Source organism: Actinotalea solisilvae, assembly GCF_016464425.1.
Taxonomy (GTDB): domain Bacteria; phylum Actinomycetota; class Actinomycetes; order Actinomycetales; family Cellulomonadaceae; genus Actinotalea; species Actinotalea solisilvae.
Window position 1 is genome coordinate 296,684 of record NZ_JADDKQ010000001.1, and the last position, 23,554, is coordinate 320,237.

A 23,554-nucleotide genomic window follows, 5' to 3' on the forward strand; every position below is an offset into this window, starting at 1 on the left:
GGCCGCCCGGCAGCGTACCCACGCGCGCGCTCACAGCCCGACCTCGGCCATGAGCGCGCCGAGCTCCTCCCGGCCGAGCACGCGCGTGCGTCCCGGCCGGAGGTTGCCGAGGCGGATGGGGCCGACCTGCGTCCGAACCAGGCGCGTCACCGGGTGCCCCACCTCGTCCATGAGGCGGCGCACGATGTGGTTGCGGCCCTCGTGCAGCACGATCTCGACGAGCGTCGAGTCCGGCGACGTGTCGACGACGCGGAACTCGTCGACCTTCGCCGGCCCGTCCTCGAGGCGCACACCCGCGCGCAGCTGCTGCCCGACGGCGCCCTTGACGCGCCCCTCGACGGTCGCGAGGTAGGTCTTGGGCACGCCGTGCGACGGGTGCGCGAGCCGGTTGGCGAGCTCGCCGTCGTTCGTCATGAGCAGCAGCCCCTCGGTCTCGGCGTCGAGGCGACCGACGTGGAACAGGCGCTCCGAGCGGTCGGCGACGAGCTCGGCCAGCGAGGGCCGGCCGCGCTCGTCGTGCATCGTCGACACGACGCCGAGCGGCTTGTTGAGCGCGAGCGTCACGAGCGACGTGTCGAGCTGCAGCCGCATACCGTCCACGTGCACGACCGCGCGCCGCGGGTCGACCCGCACGCCCAGCTCCCGCACGACGACGCCGTCCACCTGCACCCGGCCCGCCGCGATGAGGTTCTCGCACGCGCGGCGCGAGCCGAGGCCGGCGGTCGCGAGCACCTTCTGCAGGCGCACGCCGTCCGGGTCGTGCACGTCGCGCTGCGGCGCGGACGCCCGGGGGCTCATGCGCTCACCCCGTCCGTCGCACGGGCGTCGTCGTCGATCCCGAGCGTCTCGATGTCGGGCAGGTAGGGCGCGAGCGGTGGCAGCTCGTCGAGGCTCGTCATGCCGAGTCGCTCCAGGAAGTAGGACGTCGTCCCGTAGAGGACGGCGCCGCTCGGCTCGGTGCCGAGCTCGGCGACCAGGCCGCGCGCCGTGAGGGTGCGGACGACCGAGTCGACGTTGACGCCCCGGACCGCGGACACCTGGCCGCGGGTCACGGGCTGGCGGTAGGCGATGACCGCGAGGGTCTCGAGCGCGGCCTGGGTGAGGCGCGCCGTCTGCCCGTCGAGCACGAAGCGCCCGACGACGTCGGCGTGCGCCGCCGCCGAGTAGAAGCGCCACCCGCCGGCGACGTGGCGGAGCTCGAAGCCGCGCGGGCGGCCTCCCCCGCCCCGGTACTCCTCGGCGAGCCCGACGAGGAGCGCCTCGACCTCCCCGGTCGGCAGGCCCAGCACGGTCGCGAGCTGGACGGCGGTCACGGGCTCGTCGGCGACCATGAGGACGGCCTCCACCGCCGCCGCGGCACCGCCCGGGAGGTCGGCGACGTCGAAGGCGAGCTCGTCCACGGCGGCCGGCGCGGCCGTGACGGGCGCGCCCTCCTCCGCGTCGACGGTCGGGCCGTCCGGGGCGTGCCCGGTGTCCTCGCTCATGCCTGTCCCTCCTGGGTGTGGTCCGTGTCCGTCCCACCCGACGGCTCGTCGTCGTAGTCGTCGACCACCTCGACGTCGCCCTCCTCGGAGCCCGTCCACCGCACGGTCAGCTCGCCGAGCGGGTCGATCTGGTCGAACGCGACGACGCCCTCGCGGAACAGCTCGAGCAGCGCGAGGAACCGCACGACGACGACGAGCGTCGAGTCGGCGTCCTGCACCAGCGCGCGGAACGAGCCCGAGCCGGTGCGGCGCAGCCGGTCGACGAGCACCGCGGCCTGCTCGCGCACGCTCACGGCGGGCGCGTGCAGGTGCGACAGGTCGACGCCGGCCGGGGCGGCCTTGGGGCGCAGCGCGTGGGCGGCGAGGATCGCCAGCTCGGACGGGCCGATCTCGAGCACGAGCTCGGGCAGCAGCGCCGCGAGCCCGGGCTCCATCGCGACGGCGCGCGGCAGGCTCCGCGCCTGCGTGGCGAGGCGCTCGCCGAGCGCTCCGGCGACCTCCTTGTACGCCCGGTACTGCAGCAGCCGGGCGAAGAGCAGGTCGCGCGCCTCGAGCATCTCGAGGTCCTCGGCGTCCTCGACCACGCCCGCGGGCAGGAGGCGGGCCGCCTTGAGGTCCAGCAGCGTGGCGGCGACGACGAGGAACTCGCTGATCCGGCCGAGCTCCCACGGCTCGTCGCTGCGCTCGGCGGCGCGGACGGCGGCGATGAACTCGTCGGTCACCTGCGCGAGCGCGACCTCGGTGATGTCGAGCTTGTGCTTGGAGATGAGACCGAGCAGCAGGTCGAACGGCCCGGTGAAGTTGTCGAGGTGGACCTCGAACGCCGCCTGGCCGCCCCGTCCGCGGGCGTGGTCGGGCGCCGCGGCCGACGTCGCCGCAGGCGCGGGCGCGGGCGTGGGTCCGGTCGCGACCGCGACGTCAGGCGGCATCGCCGCGAGCCACCAGCTCGCGAGCGAGCTGGCGGTAGGCCGCCGCACCGGCGTGCGAGGGCGCGTAGCTCGTGATCGGCTCGGCGGCGACCGAGGAGTCGGGGAACTTCACCGTGCGCCCGATGACCGTGTGCAGCAGCTGGTCGCCGAAGGCCTCGTGCACGCGGGCGAGGACCTCGCGCGAGTGCAGGGTGCGCGGGTCGTGCATGGTCGCGAGGATGCCGTCGACCTGGAGGCGCGGGTTGAGCCGGTCGCGCACCTTCTCGACGGTCTCGACGAGCAGCGCGACACCGCGCAGCGCGAAGAACTCGCACTCGAGCGGGATGAGCACGCCGTGCGCCGCCGTGAGGGCGTTGACCGTGAGGAGCCCGAGGGACGGCTGGCAGTCGACGAGGATGACGTCGTAGTCCTGCTCGGCCGGGCGCAGCACGCGCGAGAGGATCGACTCGCGCGCGACCTCCCCGACGAGCTGCACCTCGGCCGCGGAGAGGTCGATGTTCGCCGGCAGGAGGTCCAGGCCCTCGACCGCCGTCGGGCGCACGATCTCCTCGAGCGAGGCGTGGCGCTCCATGAGCAGGTTGTACACGGTGCGCTCGAGCTCGTGCGGGCTCGTGCCGAGGCCTACCGAGGCGGCGCCCTGCGGGTCGAAGTCCACCACGAGCACGCGCCGGCCGTAGTCGGCCAGGGCCGCACCCAGGTTGATGGTCGTCGTCGTCTTGCCGACGCCGCCCTTCTGGTTGCACAGCGCGATGATGCGCGCGGGACCGTGGGAGGCCAGCGGCGCGGGCTCGGGGAAGTGCGGGAGGGTCCGGCCGACCGGGTCGGTCGCCGTGGCGACGGGGGCGTCCGGGTCCAGGCTGGTCACGGCCCCGAGGTTACCGCAGGGACCGGCCCCGGCCTCGCTGCAACGCCCGGCGCCGTCGGCCGGCACGCTGCCCGCCGCGGTCCGGCACGGGTCCGCGGCGGGTCAGCCGAGCGCGCGAGGGTGCGCCGCGGCGTAGACCTCGCGCAGCGTGTCGGGCGTCACCTGCGTGTAGATCTGCGTGGTCGTGACCGACGCGTGGCCGAGCAGCTCCTGGACGACGCGGACGTCCGCGCCGCCCGCCAGCAGGTGGGTCGCGAAGGAGTGGCGCAGGGTGTGCGGCGAGACGTCGTCGGCGCGGGCGAGGCCCGCGCGCTGCGCGGCCAGCCGCAGGACCGCCCACGCGCTCTGCCGGCTGAGGCGCTCGCCGCGCGTGTTGAGGAAGACGGCCGGCGTGCCGCGCCCCGCGGCCGCGAGCGCCGGCCGGGCCCGCACGAGGTATGCGTCGACCGCCTCGCGCGCGAACGAGCCGACCGGCACGACGCGCTCCTTGCGGCCCTTCCCGAACAGGCGCGCTGCGGCGGCCGCCGGGTCGAGCTCCAGGTCGTCGACGTCGAGGCCGACGACCTCGCTGATCCGGGCGCCGGTCGAGTAGAGCAGCTCGAGCAGCGCGCGGTCGCGCAGCGGCACCGGACCGTCGCCGAGGCCCGCGGCGGCGAGCAGGCGCTCGACGTCGTCGGTCGACAACGCCTTGGGCAGGCGCTTGGCCTGGGCCGGCGGACGCACGCCGCGCGAGGGGTCGTCGGCGGTGAGGCCCTCGAGCGCGCAGAAGCGGTGCCAGCCGTGGACGGCGGCGACGGTGCGCGCCGTCGAGGCCGCCGAGAGGGCCGCGGCCCCGTCACCGCCCGTCCGGACGGCGGTGACGAAGGCGCGCACGTCCGGCTCCGTCACGTCGGCGACGCGCGTGCGCCCGAGCGCCGCCAGGTGGCTCGTGTAGCGCCGCAGGTCCCGCCGGTAGGCGGCGAGCGTGTTGGCCGCCAGGCCGCGCTCCACGGCGAGGTGGTCGAGGTACGCCTCGACCTCACCGAGGAGGGCCGGCGCCGGCCCGTCGGGCGCCTGCGTGGCCACGCCGCTCAGACCGGCAGGAAGGGGTCGACCGCGATGGCGACGAAGAGCAGCGTGAGGTACGTGATCGAGCCGTGGAACACGCGCATCTCCCCCAGGCGCACGCCGGCGCGAGGACTCCGGGCGCGGCGCAGCAGACCCACCGTGGACGCGAGGAACCAGAGACCCAGGACGGAGGCGAGGGCCGTGTACACCCACGTCATGCCGGCGAGCGGGACGAGTGCGAGCGAGCACGCGACCATGCCGAGCGTGTACGCGACCATCTCGACCGAGACGCGCACGTCGGTCGCGACGACGGGCAGCATCGGGACGCCGGCGGCCGCGTAGTCGCGGCGGAAGCGCATGGAGAGCGGCCAGTAGTGGGGCGGCGTCCAGAAGAAGATGACGCCGAACAGCGCGACCGGGGCCCACGCGACGGAGTTCGTCACGGCGGACCAGCCGATGAGCACCGGCATGCACCCCGCCGCCCCGCCCCAGACGATGTTCTGCGGCGTGCGGCGCTTGAGGATCATCGTGTAGCCCACGACGTACAGCAGGATCGCGGTCAGCGCGAGGACCGCCGAGAGGACGTTGACGAACGCGAGGAACCACGCGATCGAGAACGCGCCCAGGACGAGGCCGAAGGTGAGCCCGGCCCGCGGGCTGATCTCGCCCGTGACGAGCGGACGCCGCTTCGTGCGGTTCATCACCTCGTCGATGTCCCGGTCGAGGTAGCAGTTCAGCGCGTTGGCCGAGCCCGCGGACGCCGCGCCGCCGACGAGGGTCGCGAGCACGAGCGCGACCGACGGGAACCCGCGCTCGGCGAGGATCATGGTCGGGACGGTCGTGATGAGCAGGAGCTCGATGATCCGCGGCTTGGTCAGCGCGACGTAGGCACCGACACGGGCGAGGACGCCGGCGAGCCCCGCGGCCCGCGCGCGGGCGGGGACGCCGACCGAGGGGACGGTGGCGCCGGGGGTGTCGACGCGGCCACTGGCGGTGCGCACGCGGAAGGACTCCGTTCCTACAGGGGGTGCTGGCGACCATGGTAGGCCCGCCGCGGGCCCCGGGGCGTCGTGCCGTGCGCGTGCGGGCTGCCTCCGGGGGCGGCGCGTCCACCTGGCGGCCCGGGATTCGCGGGCGCGTCGCCGCAGGTAGGCTCGCAGCGTGATCCGGCGCACACCGCCGGTCCCCTCCGGCGCTCGCCAACCGGCCACTCTCGGCCCCCGACGGCGCGCGCCGCACGCACCAGGCGACGACCCGGGCGACCGTCCGGGCAGGAAGAAGGCTCCGTGAACGCGTCCCCCACCTCGACCACCGAGCAGCAGCTCGAGTGGACGGATCTCGACCAGCGCGCCGTCGACACGGTCCGTGTCCTCGCCGCGGACGCCGTCGAGAAGGTCGGCAACGGCCACCCGGGGACCGCGATCAGCCTCGCGCCGGCGGCCTACCTGCTCTTCCAGCGGACGATGCGCCACGACCCGGCCGACCCCCACTGGCTGGGCCGCGACCGCTTCATCCTCTCCGCGGGTCACTCGAGCCTCACCCAGTACATCCAGCTCTACCTCGCGGGCTACGGCCTCGAGGTCGAGGACATCGCGGCGCTGCGCACCTGGGGCTCGAAGACCCCCGGCCACCCCGAGTACCGCCACACGGACGGCGTCGAGATCACGACGGGCCCGCTCGGCCAGGGCCTCGCCAGCGCCGTGGGCTTCGCGATGGCGGCCCGCCGCGAGCGCGGCCTGCTCGACCCGGACGCCGCGCCTGGCGCGAGCCCCTTCGACCACCACGTCTACGTCGTCGCGTCCGACGGCGACCTCCAGGAGGGCGTGACGTCCGAGGCGTCGTCGCTCGCCGGCACGCAGAAGCTCGGCAACCTCGTCGTGCTGTGGGACGACAACCACATCTCGATCGAGGGCGACACCGAGATCGCGTTCACCGAGGACGTCCTCGGCCGCTACGAGGCGTACGGCTGGCACGTCCAGTCCGTCGACTGGACCCGCACGTCGGACGGCAGCCCCTACGCCGAGGACGTCGAGGCGCTCGCCGCCGCGATCGAGACCGCCAAGGCCGTCACCGACCGCCCGTCCTTCATCCGCCTGCGCACGATCATCGCGTGGCCGTCGCCCACCAAGCAGAACACGCACGGCTCGCACGGCTCCAAGCTCGGCGGCGACGAGGTGCGCGCACTCAAGGAGCTGCTCGGCTTCGACCCCGAGAAGACGTTCGACGTCGAGCCGGCGGTCATCGAGCACACGCGCAAGGCCCTCGAGCGCGGCGCGCAGGCCAAGGCCGCCTGGCAGGAGGGCTACGACGCGTGGCGCTCGGCCAACCCCGAGCGCGCGGCGCTCCTCGACCGGCTCGTCGCGCGCGAGCTGCCCGAGGGCTGGGCGGACGCGCTGCCGACGTTCCCCGCCGGCAAGGCCGTCGCGACCCGTGCCGCGTCCGGCGAGGTGCTCTCGGCGCTCGCGCCCGTGCTGCCCGAGCTGTGGGGCGGCTCGGCCGACCTCGCCGGCTCGAACAACACGACCATGAAGGGCGAGCCGTCCTTCCTCCCGCCGGAGCGCTCGACGCACGAGTTCTCGGGCGACGAGTACGGCCGCACGCTGCACTTCGGCATCCGCGAGCACGGCATGGGCGCGATCCTCTCGGGGATCGTGCTGCACGGCCTCACGCGCGCCTACGGCGGCACGTTCTTCACGTTCAGCGACTACATGCGCGGCGCGGTGCGCCTCGCGGCGCTCATGGGCGTCCCGGCGATCTACGTGTGGACGCACGACTCCATCGGCCTCGGCGAGGACGGTCCCACGCACCAGCCGGTCGAGCACCTCACGGCCGTGCGCGCGATCCCCGGCCTGGCCGTCGTCCGGCCCGCCGACGCCAACGAGACGGCGCAGGCCTGGAGGGCGATCCTCGAGCGGACCGACCACCCGGTCGGGCTCGTGCTCACGCGCCAGAACGTCCCGACGTTCCCGCGCGGCGAGGACGGCTACACCACCGCGGAGGGCGTGGCGCGGGGTGCGTACGTGCTCCTCGAGGCGAGCTCGGGCACGCCCGAGGTGATCCTCATCGGCACGGGCTCCGAGGTCCAGATCGCCGTCGCCGCGCGCGAGGCCCTCGAGGCCGACGGCGTGCCCACGCGCGTCGTCTCCGCCCCCAGCCTCGAGTGGTTCGCCGAGCAGGACGACGCGTACCGCGAGCAGGTCCTGCCGTCGGCCGTCCGCGCCCGGGTGTCGGTCGAGGCCGGCATCGCGCTCTCGTGGCACAAGATCGTCGGCGACGCCGGGCGCTCGGTCTCGCTCGAGCACTACGGCGCGTCGGCCGACTACGAGACGCTCTACCGCGAGTTCGGCCTCACGCCCGAGGCGGTCGTGGCCGCGGCCCGCGAGTCGCTCGCCGCCGTCGCGGGCGACGCCGCGCCCGGCACGCGTGCGGTGCCGACCGAGAGCGGCACCGGCGACCTCTGACCTCCTGACCGCCTGCGGGCGGCTGCACGTGGAAGGGCCCCGGCCGACGTCGGCCGGGGCCGGGCCCGACCGAAGGAGCACGTCATGACCGAAGCCACCGGCACCCCGACCACCACGTCCGCGACCACCACGCCCGGGGCGACGGCGCCCGCGCCCGTCACCGCGCTGCGCGAGGCGGGCGTCGCGATCTGGCTCGACGACCTCTCGCGCGAGCTGCTGCGCAGCGGCGGGCTCGACCGCCTGGTCGCCGAGCGCGGCGTCGTGGGGGTCACCACGAACCCGACGATCTTCGCCTCGGCCCTGTCGAAGGGCAGCGCGTACGACGCCCAGCTGTCCGAGCTCGCGACCGAGGGCGTGGACGTCGACGAGGCCGTCTTCCGGATCACGACGGACGACGTGCGCGACGCGTGCGACGCGCTCGCCGCCGTCCACGAGGCGACGGGCGGCCTCGACGGACGCGTCTCGATCGAGGTCGACCCGCGCCTCGCGCGGGACACCGAGGCGACCGTCGCCACGGCCGAGCGGCTCTGGACGACGGTCGGCCGGCCGAACCTCTACATCAAGATCCCGGCGACGGTCGAGGGCCTGCCGGCCATCACCCGGGTGATCGCGCGCGGCATCAGCGTCAACGTGACCCTGATCTTCTCGCTCGAGCGCTACCGCGCCGTGCTCGACGCCTACATGGCCGGGCTGGAGCAGGCGCGCGAGGCCGGGATCGACCTCGGCGGCATCGCGTCCGTCGCGTCGTTCTTCGTCTCCCGCGTCGACGCGGCGGTCGACGCCGAGCTCGACGCGATCGGCTCCCCCGAGGCCGCCGAGCTGCGCGGGTCCATCGCGATCGCCAACGCCCGGCTCGCCTACCGGCTCTACGAGGAGGTCGTCGCGGGCGAGCGCTGGCAGTCGCTGGCCGCGGCCGGCGCGCACCCCCAGCGCCCGCTCTGGGCGTCGACCGGCGTCAAGGACAAGGCGTACAAGGACACGCGCTACGTCGACGGGCTCGTCGCTCCCGGCGTGGTCAACACGATGCCCGGGACCACCCTCGAGGCCGTCGCCGACCACGGCGAGATCCGCGGCGACACGGTCACGTCGGCGTACGACGACGCCGCCGCCGCGGTCGAGCGCCTCGGCGCGCTCGGCGTCGACCTCGACCGCGTGACCACCACGCTCGAGGAGGAGGGCGTGACCAAGTTCGAGAAGAGCTGGGCCGAGCTCCTCGCCACCGTGTCCGCCGGCCTCGCGCGCAGTGCCGTCTCGTCGAGCTCGCAGGAGGCCGCCCAGTGACGTCCGCGCCCGTCCGCCGCGCCGGAGCCGCGCGGTGAGCCCCGCGCGCGCCACGCCGCCCGCGAACCCGCTGCGCGACCCGCGCGACCGCCGGCTCCCCCGGATCGCCGGCCCCTGCGGGCTCGTGATCTTCGGCGTCACGGGCGACCTCGCCAAGCGCAAGCTCATGCCCGCGGTGTACGACCTCGCCAACCGGGGCCTGCTGCCACCCGGCTTCGCGCTCACCGGCTTCGCCCGGCGCGACTGGGCCACGCAGGACTTCGCCGAGGTCGTCCACGAGGCGGTGAAGAAGAACGCGCGCACGCCGTTCCGCGAGAGCACGTGGGAGCAGCTGGCCCGCGGCATCCGCTTCGTCCAGGGCGAGTTCGACGACGACGCCGCGTTCGACCGGCTGAGCAAGACGGTCGAGGAGCTCGACGCCGAGCAGGGCACGGGCGGCAACCACGCGTTCTACCTCTCGGTGCCGCCCGGCGCCTTCCCGCTGGTCTGCCGCCAGCTCGCCCGCTCGGGCCTGTCCAGGCAGCAGGAGGGCGCCTGGCGGCGCGTCGTCATCGAGAAGCCGTTCGGCCACGACCTGGCGAGCGCACGCGAGCTCAACGACGTCGTCTCCGAGGTGTTCGAGCCCGAGTCGGTCTTCCGGATCGACCACTACCTGGGCAAGGAGACCGTCCAGAACATGCTGGCGCTGCGGTTCGCCAACCAGCTGTTCGAGCCGATCTGGAACGCCAACTACGTCGACCACGTGCAGATCACCATGGCCGAGGACATCGGCATCGGGGGCCGCGCGGGGTACTACGACGGGATCGGCGCCGCTCGCGACGTCATCCAGAACCACCTACTCCAGCTCCTCGCGCTCACCGCGATGGAGGAGCCCGTGTCCTTCGACGCGCAGGACCTGCGGGCCGAGAAGGAGAAGGTGCTCTCGGCCGTCCGCGTGCCCAAGGACCTGGGCCGTCACACCGCGCGCGGTCAGTACGCCGCCGGGTGGCAGGGCGGCGAGGAGGTCGTGGGCTACCTGGACGAGGAGGGCATCGCGCCCGACTCGGGGACCGAGACGTACGCGGCGATCCGCGTCGACATCGACACCCGCCGGTGGGCGGGCGTGCCGTTCTACCTGCGCGCGGGCAAGCGCCTGGGCCGCCGCGTCACCGAGATCGCGGTGGTCTTCAAGAAGGCGCCGCACCTGCCGTTCGAGTCGACCGCGACCGAGGAGCTCGGTCAGAACGCCCTCGTCATCCGGGTCCAGCCCGACGAGGGCGTGACGATCCGCTTCGGCTCCAAGGTGCCCGGCACGGCGATGGAGGTGCGCGACGTCACGATGGACTTCGGGTACGGCCACGCGTTCACCGAGTCGTCCCCGGAGGCGTACGAGCGGCTCATCCTCGACGTCCTGCTCGGCGACCCGCCGCTCTTCCCGCGGCACGAGGAGGTCGAGCTCTCGTGGAAGATCCTCGACCCGATCACGTCCTACTGGGCGCGGCACGGCACGCCCGACGCCTACCGCTCGGGCACGTGGGGCCCGGCGTCGGCCGACGCGATGATGGCGCGGGACGGCCGGGCGTGGCGCCGGCCGTGACGCACGGCACGAGCGCCGGCAGGCGACGCCCGACCGCACCGACCCGAAGGGACCACCGATGATCATCGACCTCCCCGACACCACGACGACCGCGGTGACGCGGACGCTCGTGCGGCTGCGGGACGAGGGCGGCGCCGTCGCCCTCGGCCGCGTGCTCACGCTCGTCGTCGACGCCGAGGCCGAGGACGTCGAGCAGGCGATCGAGGCCGCGAACGACGCGAGCCGCGAGCACCCGTGCCGCGTCATCGTCCTCGCGCGCGACGCGAGCCGGACGACGGCCCGCCTCGACGCCGAGATCCGTGTCGGCGGCGACGCGGGCGCGAGCGAGGTCATCCTCCTGCGCGCCTCGGGCGAGATGCTCGCGCACAGCGACACCCTGGTGATGCCGCTCCTGCTGCCCGACGCGCCCATCGTCGCCTGGTGGCCCAGCGAGCTGCCCGAGCACCCCTCGGAGCACCCGATCGGCGCGATGGCCCAGCGCCGGATCACCGACTCGCTCGCCTGCTCGGACCCGCTCAGCACGCTGCGGCGGCTGCGCGAGGGCCACCGGGCCGGCGACACCGACCTCGCGTGGACGCGGCTCACGGCGTGGCGCGGGCTCCTCGCTGCGGCGCTCGACCAGCCGCCGTACGAGCCCGTCACGCACGCCGTCGTCAGCGGCCACGAGACCCACCCGTCGGTGCCCCTGCTCGCGGCCTGGCTCGCGCACGCCCTGCGCTGCCCGGTCGACGTCGTGCGCGAGAAGGACGTCCAGGGCATCACGCGCGTCGTGCTCGAGCGCGAGTCCGGACCGGTCGTCGTCACGCGCCCGGACGGCCGCGTCGCGACCATCCAGCAGCCGGGCCAGCCCGAGCGGACGACGGCGATGCCGATGCGCTCCCTGCGCGAGTGCCTCTCCGAGGAGCTGCGCCGCCTCGACCCCGACGAGGTCTACGGCGAGGTCCTCGTCGACGGCCTCGAGCGCGTGGGCGCCGCGTGACCGCGCCCGCCCGCGTCGTCGTCGTCCACCCCGACGCCGCGACGCTCGCCACGGCCACGGCGGCGCGCCTCCTGCTGCGGCTCGTCGACGCCCAGAGCACCCACCGGCCGCTGCACGTCGCGCTCACGGGCGGGACGGTGGGCATCCGGACGCTCGCGGAGGTCGCCGCGTCACCGCTGCGCCACGCGGTCGACTGGACCGGCGTGCACCTGTGGTGGGGCGACGAGCGGTTCCTGCCCGCGGGCGACGCGGACCGCAACGAGACGCAGGCCCGCGCGGCCCTGCTCGACGCGCTCCCGGTCCCCGCGTCGAACGTGCACCCCGTCCCCGCCGCGGACGCGGCCGCGACCCCGGAGGAGGCGGCGGCGGCCTACGCCGACGAGCTCGCCCGGTTCGCCGCTCCCGCCGCCGACGCGGTCGACGACGCGGGCCCGGCCGTCCCCGCGTTCGACGTCGTCCTCCTGGGCATGGGTCCCGACGGCCACGTCGCGTCGCTCTTCCCGGGCCACGAGGCGCTCGACGTCGTCGACCGCACGGTCGTGGGCGTGCACGGCTCCCCCAAGCCGCCGCCGCTGCGCGTGAGCCTCACGTTCCCCGCGCTCGAGGCCGCCGACGAGGTCTGGGTCGTGGCCGCGGGCGCCGAGAAGGCGGACGCGGTCGCGCGTGCGCTCGGGGGCGACGAGGTGAGCAGCACGCCCGCCGTGGGTGCCGTCGCCCGGACCCGCACGCTCTGGCTGCTCGACGCCGCCGCCGCCGGCTGAGCGGCGACGCGGCGCACCACCGGGTCGCGTCCGCCGACCCCGTCCACGCAGGAGGCACCGTGCACGAGTGGCAGGACGTCGACGACCACCTCGCGACCCTGTTCCCCGACGACCCCGACCTCGTGGCGGCCAACGCCGCCGCCGAGGAGGCCGGCCTGCCGGCGATCCAGGTCTCGGCGCCGCAGGGCCGCTTCCTCACGCTCCTCGCGCGCATCCACGGCGCCCAGCGCGTGCTGGAGTTCGGGACCCTCGCCGGCTACAGCACGATCTGCCTCGCGCGCGGGCTCACCGGCGAGCGCCACGTGACGACGCTCGAGCTCGACCCCGCGCACGCCGCCGTGGCGCGCGCGAACCTCGAGCGGGCCGGCCTGGCCGACGTCGTCGAGGTCCTCGTGGGACCGGCCGCCGAGACCGGCGCGGCGCTGGTCGACGCCGGCACGGCCCCGTACGACCTCGTGTTCGTGGACGCCGACAAGCCGAACAACGTCCGCTACCTCGAGCTCGCCCTCGCGCTCACCGCGCCGGGCGCCGTCATCGTCGTCGACAACGTCGTGCGCGCGGGCGCGATCGTGCGGGCGCCGTACGACGCCGGGGCGACGGGCGCCCGCGCCGTGCTGGAGCGCGTCGCGGCGGACCCGCGGCTCGAGGCCACGGCGCTGCAGACGGTCGGCAGCAAGGGCCACGACGGCTTCCTGCTGGTCCGCCGCACGGCCTGACCGCCCGGCGCCCGGGCGGGTGCGGCGGTCAGCCGCCGCGGCGCGCGCGCAGGGCCGCGAGGGCCTCGTCGAGGATGGCCGCGCCGTCCTCGTCGCTGCGGCGCTCCTTCACGTACGCGAGGTGCGTCTTGTACGGCTCGTTGCGCGTGGGCGACGGCGGGTTGTCCTTGTCCTGGCCGGCGGGGAACCCGCAGCGCGGGCAGTCCCACGTCTCGGGGGCCTCGGCGCCGCCCTCCTCGGAGAAGCTGGGCTTGGTCTCGTGCCCGTTCGCGCACCAGTAGGACACCCAGAAGCGGGGGGCCTGCTCGCCGCGCTCGGCCTCGCCCATGGGGCCGGCTCCGACGCGGGACCCCCGGATCGCACTACCGCTCGCCATCTGACTTCCCCTTCAGGCGCTGACGCGCTGGATCAGGCCGAGCAGCACGACGACCAGGGTCCACAGGAGGGCCAGGCCGATCGTGAGCCGGTTGAGGTTGCGCTCGGCGACACCCGAGCTGCCGGCGCCGCTCGAGACGCCGCCTCCGAACATGTCCGACAGGCCGCCGCCCTTGCCCTTGTGCAGCAGCACGAGGACGACGACGAGGAAGGAGGACAGGACCAGGATGACCTGCAGGATGATGCGCAGTGCGTCCACGTGCTCGTACGTCCCTCGCGTCGGAAGTGCGGCGCCGGCGGGCGCCCGGTCAAGGATAGGCGACGCGCACCCGCACGGACGACATCCGGGCCGGGTGAGAGTCGCCCGACCGGTCGGCGCCCCGCGCGTGCGGGACGCCGACCGGCGTCAGGCTGGGTCCGGGCGGGGCCGCTCGGGTCACAGACCCGTCTGGTGCGACTGGTACCGCACGATCTTGGCGAACTCCTCGGGGTCGAGGCTCGCGCCGCCGACGAGCGCGCCGTCGACGTCGGGCTGGTCCATGATCGCGGCGATGTTGCCGGACTTCACGGAGCCGCCGTAGAGCACCCGCACGCCCGCGGCGAGCTCGGGCGAGTACAGCTCGCCGAGCTTCTCGCGGATCGCGCCGCAGACCTCCTGCGCGTCCTGCGGCGTCGCGACCTCGCCCGTCCCGATGGCCCACACGGGCTCGTAGGCGATGACGACGTCCTTCGCCTGCTCGGCCGACAGGCCTGCCAGGCCGCCCTCGACCTGGGCGAGCGTGTACGCGACCTGGTCGCCCGCCTTGCGGATGTCGAGGCCCTCGCCGACGCAGAGGATCGGGACGATGCCCTGCCCGAAGGCCGAGGCGACCTTGGCGGCGCACAGCGCGTCGTCCTCGGCGTGGAACTGGCGGCGCTCGGAGTGGCCGACGGCCACGTAGGAGACGCCGAGCTTGGCGAGCATCACGGGCGAGATCTCGCCCGTGTAGGCGCCCTCGGTGTGCGCCGAGACGTCCTGCGCGCCGTACTTCAGCTCGTACTTGTCGGCGTCGACGAGCGTCTGCACCGACCGCAGGTCGGTGAACGGCACGAGCACGGCGACCTCGACGGCCGCGTAGTCGTGCTTGGCGTCCTTGAGCGACCACGCCAGCTTCTGCACGAGGTGCGTCGCCTGGTGGTGGTCGAGGTTCATCTTCCAGTTGCCCGCCATGAGCGGGGTCCGCGACTGCGTGGCCATCAGGCCTCCTCCTCCAGGACGGCGATACCGGGGAGCGTCTTGCCCTCGAGGAACTCGAGGCTCGCGCCGCCGCCGGTCGAGATGTGGCCGAAGCCGGCCTCGTCGAAGCCGAGCAGGCGCACGGCCGCGGCCGAGTCACCGCCGCCGACGATGGTGAAGGCACCCTGCTCGCCCGCGTCGACGAGCGCCTGCGCGACGGCACGCGTGCCGCCCGAGAAGGCCTCGAACTCGAACACGCCGGCCGGGCCGTTCCAGACGACCGTCTTCGCATCGAGGATCTTGCTGCGGAAGAGCTCGGCCGACGCGGGGCCGATGTCGAGGCCGATCCGGCCGTCGGGGATCGCGTCCGCGGCGACGACGTCGTGCGGGGAGTCCGCCGCGAAGGCGTCCGCCACGACGATGTCGGTCGGCAGGACGATCTCCACGCCGCGCTGCTCGGCGTCCGCCAGGTAGCCCTTGACCGTGTCGATCTGGTCCTCCTCGAGCAGCGAGCTGCCCACCGAGTAGCCCTTGGCCGCGAGGAACGTGAAGACCATGCCGCCGCCGATGAGCAGGCGGTCCGCCTTGGTCAGCAGGTTCGCGATGACGCCGAGCTTGTCCGAGACCTTCGAGCCGCCGAGCACGACGACGTAGGGACGCGCCGGGTCCTCGGTCGCCTTGCGGAGCGAGGCGACCTCCTTGAGCACGAGCGTGCCGACGGCGGACGGGAGCTCGCGGGCGACGTCGTACACCGACGCCTGCTTGCGGTGCACGACGCCGAAGCCGTCGGAGACGTAGGCGTCGGCGAGCGAGGCGAGCTCGCGGGCGAGCTCCTCGCGCTCGGCGTCGACCTTGGAGGTCTCGCGCGGGTCGAAGCGGATGTTCTCGAGGAGGGCGATCTGGCCGTCCTCGAGCGCCGCGACGGTGGCCTTGGCCGACTCGCCGACGGTGTCCTCCGCGAGGGCGACCGGCTGGCCGAGCAGCTCGCCGAGGCGGGCCGCGACGGGCGCGAGCGAGTACTTCGCCTCGGGCGCGCCCTTGGGGCGGCCGAGGTGCGCCGTCACGACGACGCGGGCACCCGCGGCGAGCAGGGCCCGGAGCGTCGGCAGGGCCGCGCGCACGCGGCCGTCGTCGGTGATCGTCGTGCCGTCGAGCGGCACGTTGAAGTCCGAGCGGACGAGGACGCGCTTGCCGCGCAGGTCCCCGAGGTCCTCGATGGTCTTCATGGTCCTCATTCCTGGTTCACGCAGTGGTCGGGCCGGTTCGTGCCGGCCCATGCCGGTTCAGGTGGGGTCGACGCGCGCGGCGCGACCCCGGACATGACAGCGTCCGCGTGCGCCCGGGACCCGAGGGCCGCGGTGCGCACGCGGACGCATGGTCGATCAGTCGCTCGTGCGCGACGAGGTCAGAGACGCTCGCCCACGTACGTCGTCAGCTTGACGAGCGAGTTGGAGTAGCCCCACTCGTTGTCGTACCAGGAGACGACCTTGACCAGGTCGCCCGAGACCTTCGTGAGGCCGGCGTCGAAGATGCTCGAGGCCGGGTCCGTGACGATGTCGGTCGAGACGATCGGGTCCTCCGTGTAGGTGAGGATGCCCTTGAGCTCGGGGCTCTCCGACGCGGCCTTGATCGCGGCGTTGACCTCCTCGACGGTGACCTCGCGGCCGGCCGTGAACGTGAGGTCCGTCGCCGAGCCCGTGGGCGTGGGCACGCGCATGGCGTAGCCGTCGAGCTTGCCCTTGAGCTGCGGGAGGACGAGCGACACGGCCTTGGCCGCACCCGTGGACGTCGGCACCATGTTGAGGGCCGCGGCGCGCGCGCGACGCAGGTCCTTGTGCGGGCCGTCCTGGAGGTTCTGGTCCTGCGTGTACGCGTGGATCGTCGTCATGAGGCCGCGGACGATGCCGAAGCTCTCGTCGAGGACCTTGGCGAGCGGCGCGAGGCAGTTCGTGGTGCACGACGCGTTGGAGATGATGTGGTGGTTCGCGGCGTCGTACTCGGTGTGGTTGACACCGACGACGAACGTGGCGTCCTCGTTCTTCGCGGGCGCGGAGATGATGACCTTCTTGGCGCCGGCGTCGATGTGCGCCTTGGCCTTGGTCGCGTCGGTGAAGATGCCGGTCGACTCGATGACGATGTCGGCGCCCAGCTCGCCCCACGGGAGGGCGGACGGGTCGCGCTCGGCGAGGGCCTTGAAGGACTTGCCACCGACCGTGATCGAGGTCTCGTCGTAGGTCACGTCCTGGGGAAGACGGCCGAGGATCGAGTCGTACTTGAGCAGGTGCGCCAGCGACTTGTTGTCGGTGAGGTCGTTGACGCCGACGATCTCGATGTCGGCGCCCGACTCGAGCACGGCGCGGAAGAAGTTACGTCCGATGCGGCCGAAGCCGTTGATTCCGACGCGGATGGTCACAATGCCTCCTCGGGGCGCGCCGGTTCCGCCGACACGCGATGGGTCACTATCGGATGCGTACGGCGCTGTACGCGCCTGGCCGGATCGTGACTGACGCTCGATCCCCAGATGAGACTCAGGTTACACGGCGGACACATGCGTCGCGTCGGGACGTCGGTCCTCCGGACGCCGCGGCGCCGGGCGGTAGACCCGGCCCGCGACGGGCCTGCACGTCAGACGTCGAGCATGTCGGCCGTGAGGCCGGCCTCCGTGTCGGGGATCCCCAGGTCGGCCGCCTTCTTGTCCGCCGTCGCGAGCAGGCGTCGGATGCGCCCCGCGACCGCGTCCTTGGTCAGCGGCGGGTCGGCGAGCTGGCCGAGCTCCTCGAGCGACGCCTGCTTGTGGGCGAGCCGCAGCTCGCCGGCCTCGCGCAGGTGCTCGGGCAGGTCCTCGCCGAGGATCTCGAAGGCGCGCTCGACGCGCGCCCCGGCCGCGACCGCCGCCCGCGCCGAGCGGCGCAGGTTGGCGTCGTCGAAGTTGGCGAGGCGGTTCGCCGTGCCGCGCACCTCGCGCCGCATCCGGCGCTCCTCCCAGACGAGGACGGCGTCGTGCGCGCCCAGCCGGGTGAGCATCGCGCCGATCGCGTCGCCGTCGCGGATGACCACGCGGTCGACACCGCGCACCTCGCGCGCCTTGGCGGCGATGCCGAGGCGCCGCGCGGCGCCCACGAGCGCGAGCGCGGCCTCCGGGCCGGGGCACGTCACCTCGAGCGCCGCCGACCGCCCGGGCTCGGTGAGCGAGCCGTGTGCGAGGAAGGCGCCGCGCCAGGCGGCCTCGGCCTCCGCGAGCCCGGCCGACACGACCTGGGGCGGCAGGCCGCGCACGGGCCGCCCGCGCCCGTCCAGGAGCCCCGTCTGCCGCGCGAGCGACTCGCCGTCCTTGACCACCCGGACCACGTACCGGGTCCCCCGCCGCAGGCCGCCCCCGCTCACGACGACGACGTCGCTCGTGTGGCCGTAGACCTCCGAGATGAACTGCCGCAGGCGCCGCGCGGCGACGCCGGTGTCGAGCTCGGCCTCGATGACGATCCGGCCCGAGATGATGTGCAGGCCGCCCGCGAACCGCAGGGTCGCCGAGACCTCCGCCTTGCGGCACGACGTCTTGTCGACGGTCAACCGGGCGAGCTCGTCCTTCACCTGTGCCGTCAGCGCCATGGGCGTCATCCTGCCATTCACGCGCCCACCCTCCCGACGTCACCCAGCACGCCCTCGAAGGCGTCCCGGTACGCGGCCGCGAGCCGGAGCGCGTCGTGCCGCGGGCTGCCGTCGCCCACCTGGACCTGCCGCAGGAGCACCTGGGCACCCAGCTCCCGCGCCTTGTCCTGGACCTGGCCGATGTCCTCGATCGCGGCCGGGTCGGCCACGACGACGTCGATCCGCAGGTCGGGGGCGTGGTCCTGGAGCGCGCAGAGGTGCTCGTAGCACGTCATGCCCGACTCGTCGCCGGCCGGACGGAGGTTGAGCGTCACGCACCGGCGCGCGGCGGTGCGGTGCAGGGCTGCCGCGAGCTCGGGCACGAGCAGGTGCGGCATGACCGAGGTGAACCACGAGCCGGGCCCGAGGACCACCCAGTCGGCCGCGTCCACGGCCTCGACGGCCTCCGCGCACGCCGGCGGGTCCCCCGGCAGCAGGCGCACGTGGCGGACCCGACCCTCGGCGACGGCGACCCGGCTCTGCCCGCGGACCACGTGCAGGTGGCCGTCCGGCGCCTCGATGTCCGCCTCGATCGCGAGGGGCACCGAGGCCATCGGCAGGACGCGGCCGCGCGCGCCCAGGAGCCGGCCCACCCAGTCGAGCCCGCCCACGGTGTCCCCGAGCAGCTCCCACAGGGCGACGATGAGGAGGTTGCCGACGGCGTGCTGGTCGAGCGCGCCGTCGGACGAGAAGCGGTGCTGGAGGACGTCGCGCCACGTCCGGCCCCAGTCCGAGTCGTCGCACAGCGCCGACAGGGCCATCCGCAGGTCCCCTGGGGGCAGCACGTCCATCTCCTGGCGCAGGCGCCCGGACGAGCCGCCGTCGTCCGCGACGGTCACGACGGCCGTGAGGCGGTCGGACATGAGCCGCAGCGCCGACAGGCTCGCGTAGAGGCCGTGGCCGCCCCCGAGCGCGACCACGGCCGGCCCGACGCCGCCCGCGTGCAGCGGGATCATCGGCCGGGTCGCGGGGTCCTCGGGCGGGCCGGGGCGTGCCTGGCGCCCCGACGGCGCGCCAGGGCCGGCAGTGCCCGCCCTGCCCGACGCCGCCGTCACTCGCGCCCCAGGTCGCGGTGCGAGACGACGACGCGGTGCCCCCTGTCGCGCAGCAGCTCGGCGAGGCGCTCGGACAGCGCGACCGAGCGGTGCTTGCCGCCCGTGCAGCCCACCGCGAGCGTCGCGTAGCGCTTGTCCTCGTGGACGTACCCGGCGAGCACCGGCTCGAGCATGTCCGCGTAGCGCTCGACGAACGTCTGCGCGCCCTCGAGCCCGAGCACGTAGTCGCGCACGGGCTCGTCGCGGCCGGTGAGGTGGCGCAGCTCGGTCACCCAGTAGGGGTTGGCCAGGAACCGCACGTCGACCACGTGGTCCGCGTCGAGCGGGATGCCGTACTTGAAGCCGAAGGACAGCACGTTGATCCGCAGGCGGTCCTCGTCCCCGCCGGTGACGGCGAGCCGGACGGCGCGCGCGAGCTCGTGGACGTTGAGCTCGGTCGTGTCGATCGCCACGTCGGCGCGCTCGCGGATCGACGCGAGGACGCGGCGCTCGCGCGCGATCCCGTCGAGGATGCGCCCGTCGCCCTGCAGCGGGTGGGGCCGGCGCACGGCCTCGAAACGCTGCACCAGCACCTGGTCCGAGGCGTCGAGGAACAGGGTGCGGAACGTGATGCCCGCGGTGCGGAGCGTGTCGACGACCGCGTTGAGGTCGGCGAAGAACTCGCGGCCCCGCACGTCGACGATCGCGGCGAGCCGCTGCACGCCGCCCGGGCCGTGGGTCATCATGCCGGCGAGCTGCGGCAGGAGCTGGGCGGGCAGGTTGTCGACGACGTACCAGCCCAGGTCCTCGAGGACCGCACCGGCCCGCGTCCGCCCGGCGCCCGACATCCCGGTGATGAGGAGGAGCTCGGGCAGCTCGGTCCGCGGTGCGGGTGTCGCGGCCTCGAGAGCGGGGATCCCGGTGGGCACGGTCGTGGGGGGCGGCTCTCCGGTCATGGTTCCAGCATGCCAGCCCGGCCGGGTTCGCTCCCGAGCGCCGTGAGGACCGCCTGCGCCGTGCGCGGCCCCATGCCCTTGACCTGCGCCACCTCCTCGACCGACGCCGCCTTGAGCCGCGCCACGGAGCCGAAGTGCTGGAGCAGCGCTGCCGTCCGGCTCGGGCCGAGCCCCGGCACGGCGTCGAGCGCCGAGACCGTCATGCCCTTGCTGCGGCGCGCGCGGTGGTGCCGGATCGCGAAGCGGTGTGCCTCGTCGCGCACGCGCTGGAGCAGGTACAGGCCCTCCGAGCTGCGCTGGAGGATCACCGGGTAGTCCTCGCCGGGCAGCCAGACCTCCTCGAGCCGCTTCGCGAGCCCGCACAGGGCGACGTCGTCGACGCCGAGCTCCGCGAGCGCCCGCGCGGCCGCCGCGACCTGGGGCGGGCCGCCGTCGACCACCACGAGGTTGGGCGGGTAGGCGAACCGGCCGCGCTGGCCCTCGACCTCCGCCGGGACCTCGCCCGAGCGCCGCCGACCGGACCGCGCCCTCGCCGAAGAGCCCGTGGGCGCGGCGGGCGCATCCTCGCCGACGTCCGGGTGGCCCTCGGCCGTCGCGTCCTCCCCGGCGCCGAGGTCGGGCGCGCCCGAGCGGGCCTGGTCGTCGAGGTAGCGACGGAAGCGCCGCGTGATCACCTCGTGCATCGCGGCCGTGTCGTCGCGCGCGCCCTGGCCGTCCTCGCCCCGGACGACGAACTGGCGGTACTCGGACTTGCGCGCGAGGCCGTCCTCGAAGACGACCATCGAGCCGACCTGGTGGGTGCCCTGGGTCGTCGAGATGTCGTAGCACTCGATCCGCAGCGGCGCGCTGTCGAGCCCGAGGGCCTCCTGGATCTCGCGCAGCGCCTGGCTGCGCGTCGTGAGGTCCGACGCGCGCTTGGTGCGGTGCAGGACGAGCGCCTGCTCGGCGTTGCGCCGCACGGTGTCGGCCAGCGCGCGCTTGTCGCCGCGCTGCGGCACGCGCACGTCGACGCGCGCCCCCCGCAGCCCCGAGAGCCAGTCGGCGACCTGGGCCACGTCGGGCGGCAGCACCGGCACGAGCACCTCCCGCGGGACCGCGCTCGTGCCCGCGACGGCGCGCTCGGGCCGTGCCGCCGTCGCGCCGGGGCTCGGCGGCACCTGCGGGGCGTCGCCGTCGCCGTAGACCTGCTGCAGGAGGTGCTCGACGAGCTCCGCGTCGGTGGCGTCCTCGACCTTCTCGACGACCCAGCCGCGCTGGCCGCGGATCCGGCCCCCGCGCACGTGGAACACCTGCACGGCCGCCTCGAGGTCGTCGCCCACGAGGGCGAAGACGTCGGCGTCGGTCCCGTCCGCGAGCACGACGGCGTTCTTCTCCGTCGCGCGCTGGAGGGCGCCGATGTCGTCGCGCAGCCGCGCGGCCTGCTCGAAGTCGAGCTCGGCCGACGCGGCCTGCATGCGCTTCTCGAGCCGACGGACGAAGCGCTGGGTGTCCCCCGCCATGAAGTCGCAGAAGTCCTCGGCGAGCGAGCGGTGCTCCTGCGCCGTGACGCGACCCACGCACGGCGCCGAGCACTTGTCGATGTACCCGAGCAGGCACGGCCGGCCCGACTGCGCGGCGCGCTTGAAGACGCCCGCGCTGCACGTGCGGACCGGGAAGACCCGCAGCAGCAGGTCGACGGTCTCGCGGATCGCCCACGCGTGGCCGTAGGGACCGAAGTACCGGGTGCCCGGGCGCTTGGCGCCGCGCATCACCTGGACGCGCGGGTACTCGTCCGCGAGCGTGACGGCGAGGTACGGGTAGGACTTGTCGTCGCGGTACTTGACGTTGAACCGGGGGTCGAACTCCTTGATCCAGGAGTACTCGAGCGCGAGCGCCTCGACCTCGGTGCCGACGACCGTCCACTCCACCGACGCCGCCGTCGTCACCATCTGCTGGGTGCGCGGGTGGAGCGCCGACAGGTCCTGGAAGTAGCTGTTGAGGCGGGAGCGCAGGCTCTTCGCCTTGCCGACGTACACGACGCGGCCGTGGTCGTCGCGGAAGCGGTAGACGCCCGGGGAGTCCGGGATCTCGCCGGGCCGGGGACGGTACGTCGCCGGGTCTGCCATGGGATCGAGCCTAAGCCAGCCCGCCGACAGCCCCGACACCGGCCGCAGGGCCGCCCGGACGCCCCGCGTCGGGGCCGGCGCTCGCTAGGTTGAGGCATGGGCATCATGCACACGTACGAGGCGACCGTCCGGTGGACCGGCGCCGGCACCACCGGCACCACGAGCTACACCGCCTACGGCCGCGACCACGAGATCGTGGTGCCCGGCAAGCCGCCGCTGCTCGGCTCGTCGGACCCCGGCTTCCGCGGCGATCCCGAGCGCTGGAGCCCCGAGGAGCTGCTGGTCGCGGCGCTCGCGCAGTGCCACATGCTCTGGTTCCTCCACCTCGCCGCACGGTCCGGCGTCGTCGTGTCCGCGTACGTCGACGAGCCGGTGGGCACGATGCGGGTCGAGGCGGCCGGCCACGGCCAGTTCACGTCCGTCGTGCTGCGGCCGCGCGTGACGGTCCGCGACACCCGGCCGGTCGGCGACGACGAGCTCGCCGCCCTCCACCGGAGCGCGGGCGAGCACTGCTTCATCAAGCGCTCGGTCAACTTCCCGGTGCGCACCGAGCCCACGCCCGTCGTCGTGGAGCTGCCCGCGTGAGCGTCGTCGACGACCAGGGCCGGACCGAGCCACCGGTGGCGGCCGACGAGGCCGCCACCCTGCTGGGCTTCCTCGAGTTCCACCGCGAGACGCTCGCGTGGAAGTGCGCCGGGCTCGACGCGGCCGGTCTGGCCACGACCGTCGGGCCGTCGGCGATGACGCTCGGCGGGATGCTCAAGCACCTCGCGTTCGTCGAGGACTTCTGGTTCGGCGTCCGGCTCCACGGGCTCGCCCCGGCGCCGCCGTGGGACGCCGTCGACTGGGCCGCCGACGGCGACTGGGACTGGCACTCGGCGGCCGACGACTCCCCCGACGCCCTGCGCGCCCTGTGGTCGGACGCCGTCGGGCGCTCGCGGGCCCTCGCCGACGCGGCGCTCGCCGACGGCGGCCTCGACCGGCTCGCGGCGACGCCGTGGCGCGACGGGCGCCGGCCGAACCTCCGCTGGGTGCTCGTGCACATGGTCGAGGAGTACGCGCGCCACAACGGCCACGCGGACCTGCTGCGGGAGCAGGTCGACGGGGCGACCGGCGAGTAGTCG

The 23,554-nt window shown here is 74.5% G+C and carries 23 protein-coding genes; 8 read left to right on the forward strand and 15 right to left on the reverse strand.

From position 1 onward, the window contains the following. Positions 1-30: 30 nt before the first annotated feature. The 6 genes from JIG38_RS01360 to JIG38_RS01385 form a co-directional block, all read right to left on the reverse strand. The gene (locus tag JIG38_RS01360; RefSeq protein ID WP_199421686.1) at positions 31-798 is read right to left on the reverse strand and encodes a pseudouridine synthase; all 768 of its coding nucleotides are present in this window, start codon (positions 796-798) and stop codon (positions 31-33) included. Then, positions 795-1,484 (reverse strand): SMC-Scp complex subunit ScpB, encoded by a 690-nt coding sequence (scpB, locus tag JIG38_RS01365; RefSeq protein WP_199421687.1) that lies wholly within the window; start codon positions 1,482-1,484, stop codon positions 795-797. Before scpB ends, JIG38_RS01360 begins: the two co-directional genes overlap by 4 nt. Further along, complete coding sequence (locus tag JIG38_RS01370) at positions 1,481-2,413, reverse strand: segregation and condensation protein A (protein ID WP_199421688.1); 933 nt, start codon at positions 2,411-2,413, stop codon at positions 1,481-1,483. Before JIG38_RS01370 ends, scpB begins: the two co-directional genes overlap by 4 nt. Next, positions 2,403-3,269, reverse strand: a complete 867-nt coding sequence (locus tag JIG38_RS01375; RefSeq protein ID WP_199421897.1) for a ParA family protein — start codon at positions 3,267-3,269, stop codon at positions 2,403-2,405. The genes JIG38_RS01370 and JIG38_RS01375 overlap by 11 nt, the downstream gene beginning before the upstream one ends. Before the next feature lie 111 nt (positions 3,270-3,380). After that, the gene (locus JIG38_RS01380) at positions 3,381-4,343 is read right to left on the reverse strand and encodes a site-specific tyrosine recombinase XerD (protein ID WP_307844426.1); all 963 of its coding nucleotides are present in this window, start codon (positions 4,341-4,343) and stop codon (positions 3,381-3,383) included. A gap of 5 nt (positions 4,344-4,348) precedes the next feature. Then, a complete protein-coding gene (locus JIG38_RS01385; RefSeq protein WP_199421689.1) occupies positions 4,349-5,326 on the reverse strand; it encodes a heme o synthase in 978 nt (325 codons plus the stop codon). Positions 5,327-5,611: 285 nt separating this feature from the next. Between JIG38_RS01385 and tkt the strand changes: the two genes are divergently transcribed. The 6 genes from tkt to JIG38_RS01415 all read left to right on the forward strand — a co-directional run bounded on the left by tkt (position 5,612) and on the right by JIG38_RS01415 (position 13,099). Beyond that, complete coding sequence (gene tkt, locus JIG38_RS01390; RefSeq protein WP_199421690.1) at positions 5,612-7,786, forward strand: transketolase; 2,175 nt, start codon at positions 5,612-5,614, stop codon at positions 7,784-7,786. Positions 7,787-7,870: 84 nt separating this feature from the next. Then, positions 7,871-9,067, forward strand: a complete 1,197-nt coding sequence (gene tal, locus JIG38_RS01395) for a transaldolase (RefSeq protein WP_199421691.1) — start codon at positions 7,871-7,873, stop codon at positions 9,065-9,067. 34 nt (positions 9,068-9,101) lie between these two features. Continuing rightward, on the forward strand, positions 9,102-10,643 hold the full coding sequence (gene zwf, locus JIG38_RS01400; RefSeq protein ID WP_199421692.1) for a glucose-6-phosphate dehydrogenase: 1,542 nt from the start codon (positions 9,102-9,104) through the stop codon (positions 10,641-10,643). A 58-nt stretch (positions 10,644-10,701) separates the two neighbouring features. Further along, the gene (gene opcA / locus JIG38_RS01405) at positions 10,702-11,622 is read left to right on the forward strand and encodes a glucose-6-phosphate dehydrogenase assembly protein OpcA (protein WP_199421693.1); all 921 of its coding nucleotides are present in this window, start codon (positions 10,702-10,704) and stop codon (positions 11,620-11,622) included. Continuing rightward, positions 11,619-12,383 carry a 6-phosphogluconolactonase gene (gene pgl / locus JIG38_RS01410; RefSeq protein ID WP_199421694.1) on the forward strand — a complete coding sequence of 255 codons (765 nt, stop codon included), beginning with the start codon at positions 11,619-11,621 and terminating at the stop codon, positions 12,381-12,383. The genes opcA and pgl overlap by 4 nt, the downstream gene beginning before the upstream one ends. Before the next feature lie 59 nt (positions 12,384-12,442). Beyond that, entirely contained in the window at positions 12,443-13,099 is a 657-nt protein-coding gene (locus JIG38_RS01415; RefSeq protein WP_199421695.1) for an O-methyltransferase, read from the forward strand. A 28-nt stretch (positions 13,100-13,127) separates the two neighbouring features. Here the strand turns inward: JIG38_RS01415 and JIG38_RS01420 are convergent, their stop codons facing one another. The 9 genes from JIG38_RS01420 to uvrC all read right to left on the reverse strand — a co-directional run bounded on the left by JIG38_RS01420 (position 13,128) and on the right by uvrC (position 22,430). Beyond that, positions 13,128-13,475: an RNA polymerase-binding protein RbpA gene (locus JIG38_RS01420; RefSeq protein WP_199421696.1), complete on the reverse strand. Its 348-nt coding sequence runs from the start codon at positions 13,473-13,475 to the stop codon at positions 13,128-13,130. A gap of 12 nt (positions 13,476-13,487) precedes the next feature. Then, positions 13,488-13,733 (reverse strand): preprotein translocase subunit SecG, encoded by a 246-nt coding sequence (gene secG, locus JIG38_RS01425; protein WP_199421697.1) that lies wholly within the window; start codon positions 13,731-13,733, stop codon positions 13,488-13,490. 177 nt (positions 13,734-13,910) lie between these two features. Continuing rightward, positions 13,911-14,711, reverse strand: a complete 801-nt coding sequence (gene tpiA / locus JIG38_RS01430; RefSeq protein ID WP_233404135.1) for a triose-phosphate isomerase — start codon at positions 14,709-14,711, stop codon at positions 13,911-13,913. Next, the gene (locus JIG38_RS01435) at positions 14,711-15,916 is read right to left on the reverse strand and encodes a phosphoglycerate kinase (protein WP_199421698.1); all 1,206 of its coding nucleotides are present in this window, start codon (positions 15,914-15,916) and stop codon (positions 14,711-14,713) included. The genes tpiA and JIG38_RS01435 overlap by 1 nt, the downstream gene beginning before the upstream one ends. Positions 15,917-16,095: 179 nt before the next feature. Next, the gene (gap, locus tag JIG38_RS01440; RefSeq protein WP_199421699.1) at positions 16,096-17,103 is read right to left on the reverse strand and encodes a type I glyceraldehyde-3-phosphate dehydrogenase; all 1,008 of its coding nucleotides are present in this window, start codon (positions 17,101-17,103) and stop codon (positions 16,096-16,098) included. A 212-nt stretch (positions 17,104-17,315) separates the two neighbouring features. Beyond that, positions 17,316-18,296, reverse strand: a complete 981-nt coding sequence (gene whiA / locus JIG38_RS01445) for a DNA-binding protein WhiA (protein WP_199421700.1) — start codon at positions 18,294-18,296, stop codon at positions 17,316-17,318. Between the two features lie 17 nt (positions 18,297-18,313). Continuing rightward, positions 18,314-19,291 (reverse strand): gluconeogenesis factor YvcK family protein, encoded by a 978-nt coding sequence (locus tag JIG38_RS01450; RefSeq protein WP_199421701.1) that lies wholly within the window; start codon positions 19,289-19,291, stop codon positions 18,314-18,316. Between the two features lie 95 nt (positions 19,292-19,386). Then, the gene (rapZ, locus tag JIG38_RS01455; RefSeq protein ID WP_199421702.1) at positions 19,387-20,325 is read right to left on the reverse strand and encodes an RNase adapter RapZ; all 939 of its coding nucleotides are present in this window, start codon (positions 20,323-20,325) and stop codon (positions 19,387-19,389) included. Continuing rightward, positions 20,322-22,430, reverse strand: a complete 2,109-nt coding sequence (uvrC, locus tag JIG38_RS01460) for an excinuclease ABC subunit UvrC (RefSeq protein WP_199421703.1) — start codon at positions 22,428-22,430, stop codon at positions 20,322-20,324. Before uvrC ends, rapZ begins: the two co-directional genes overlap by 4 nt. A gap of 96 nt (positions 22,431-22,526) precedes the next feature. On the opposite strand from uvrC, the gene JIG38_RS01465 reads away from it, so the two are divergent. Together JIG38_RS01465 and JIG38_RS01470 are read left to right on the forward strand one after the other, a co-directional pair. Continuing rightward, positions 22,527-23,015, forward strand: a complete 489-nt coding sequence (locus JIG38_RS01465) for an OsmC family protein (protein ID WP_199421704.1) — start codon at positions 22,527-22,529, stop codon at positions 23,013-23,015. Beyond that, positions 23,012-23,551: a DinB family protein gene (locus JIG38_RS01470; protein WP_199421705.1), complete on the forward strand. Its 540-nt coding sequence runs from the start codon at positions 23,012-23,014 to the stop codon at positions 23,549-23,551. Before JIG38_RS01465 ends, JIG38_RS01470 begins: the two co-directional genes overlap by 4 nt. The last annotated feature ends 3 nt before the right edge of the window (positions 23,552-23,554 follow it).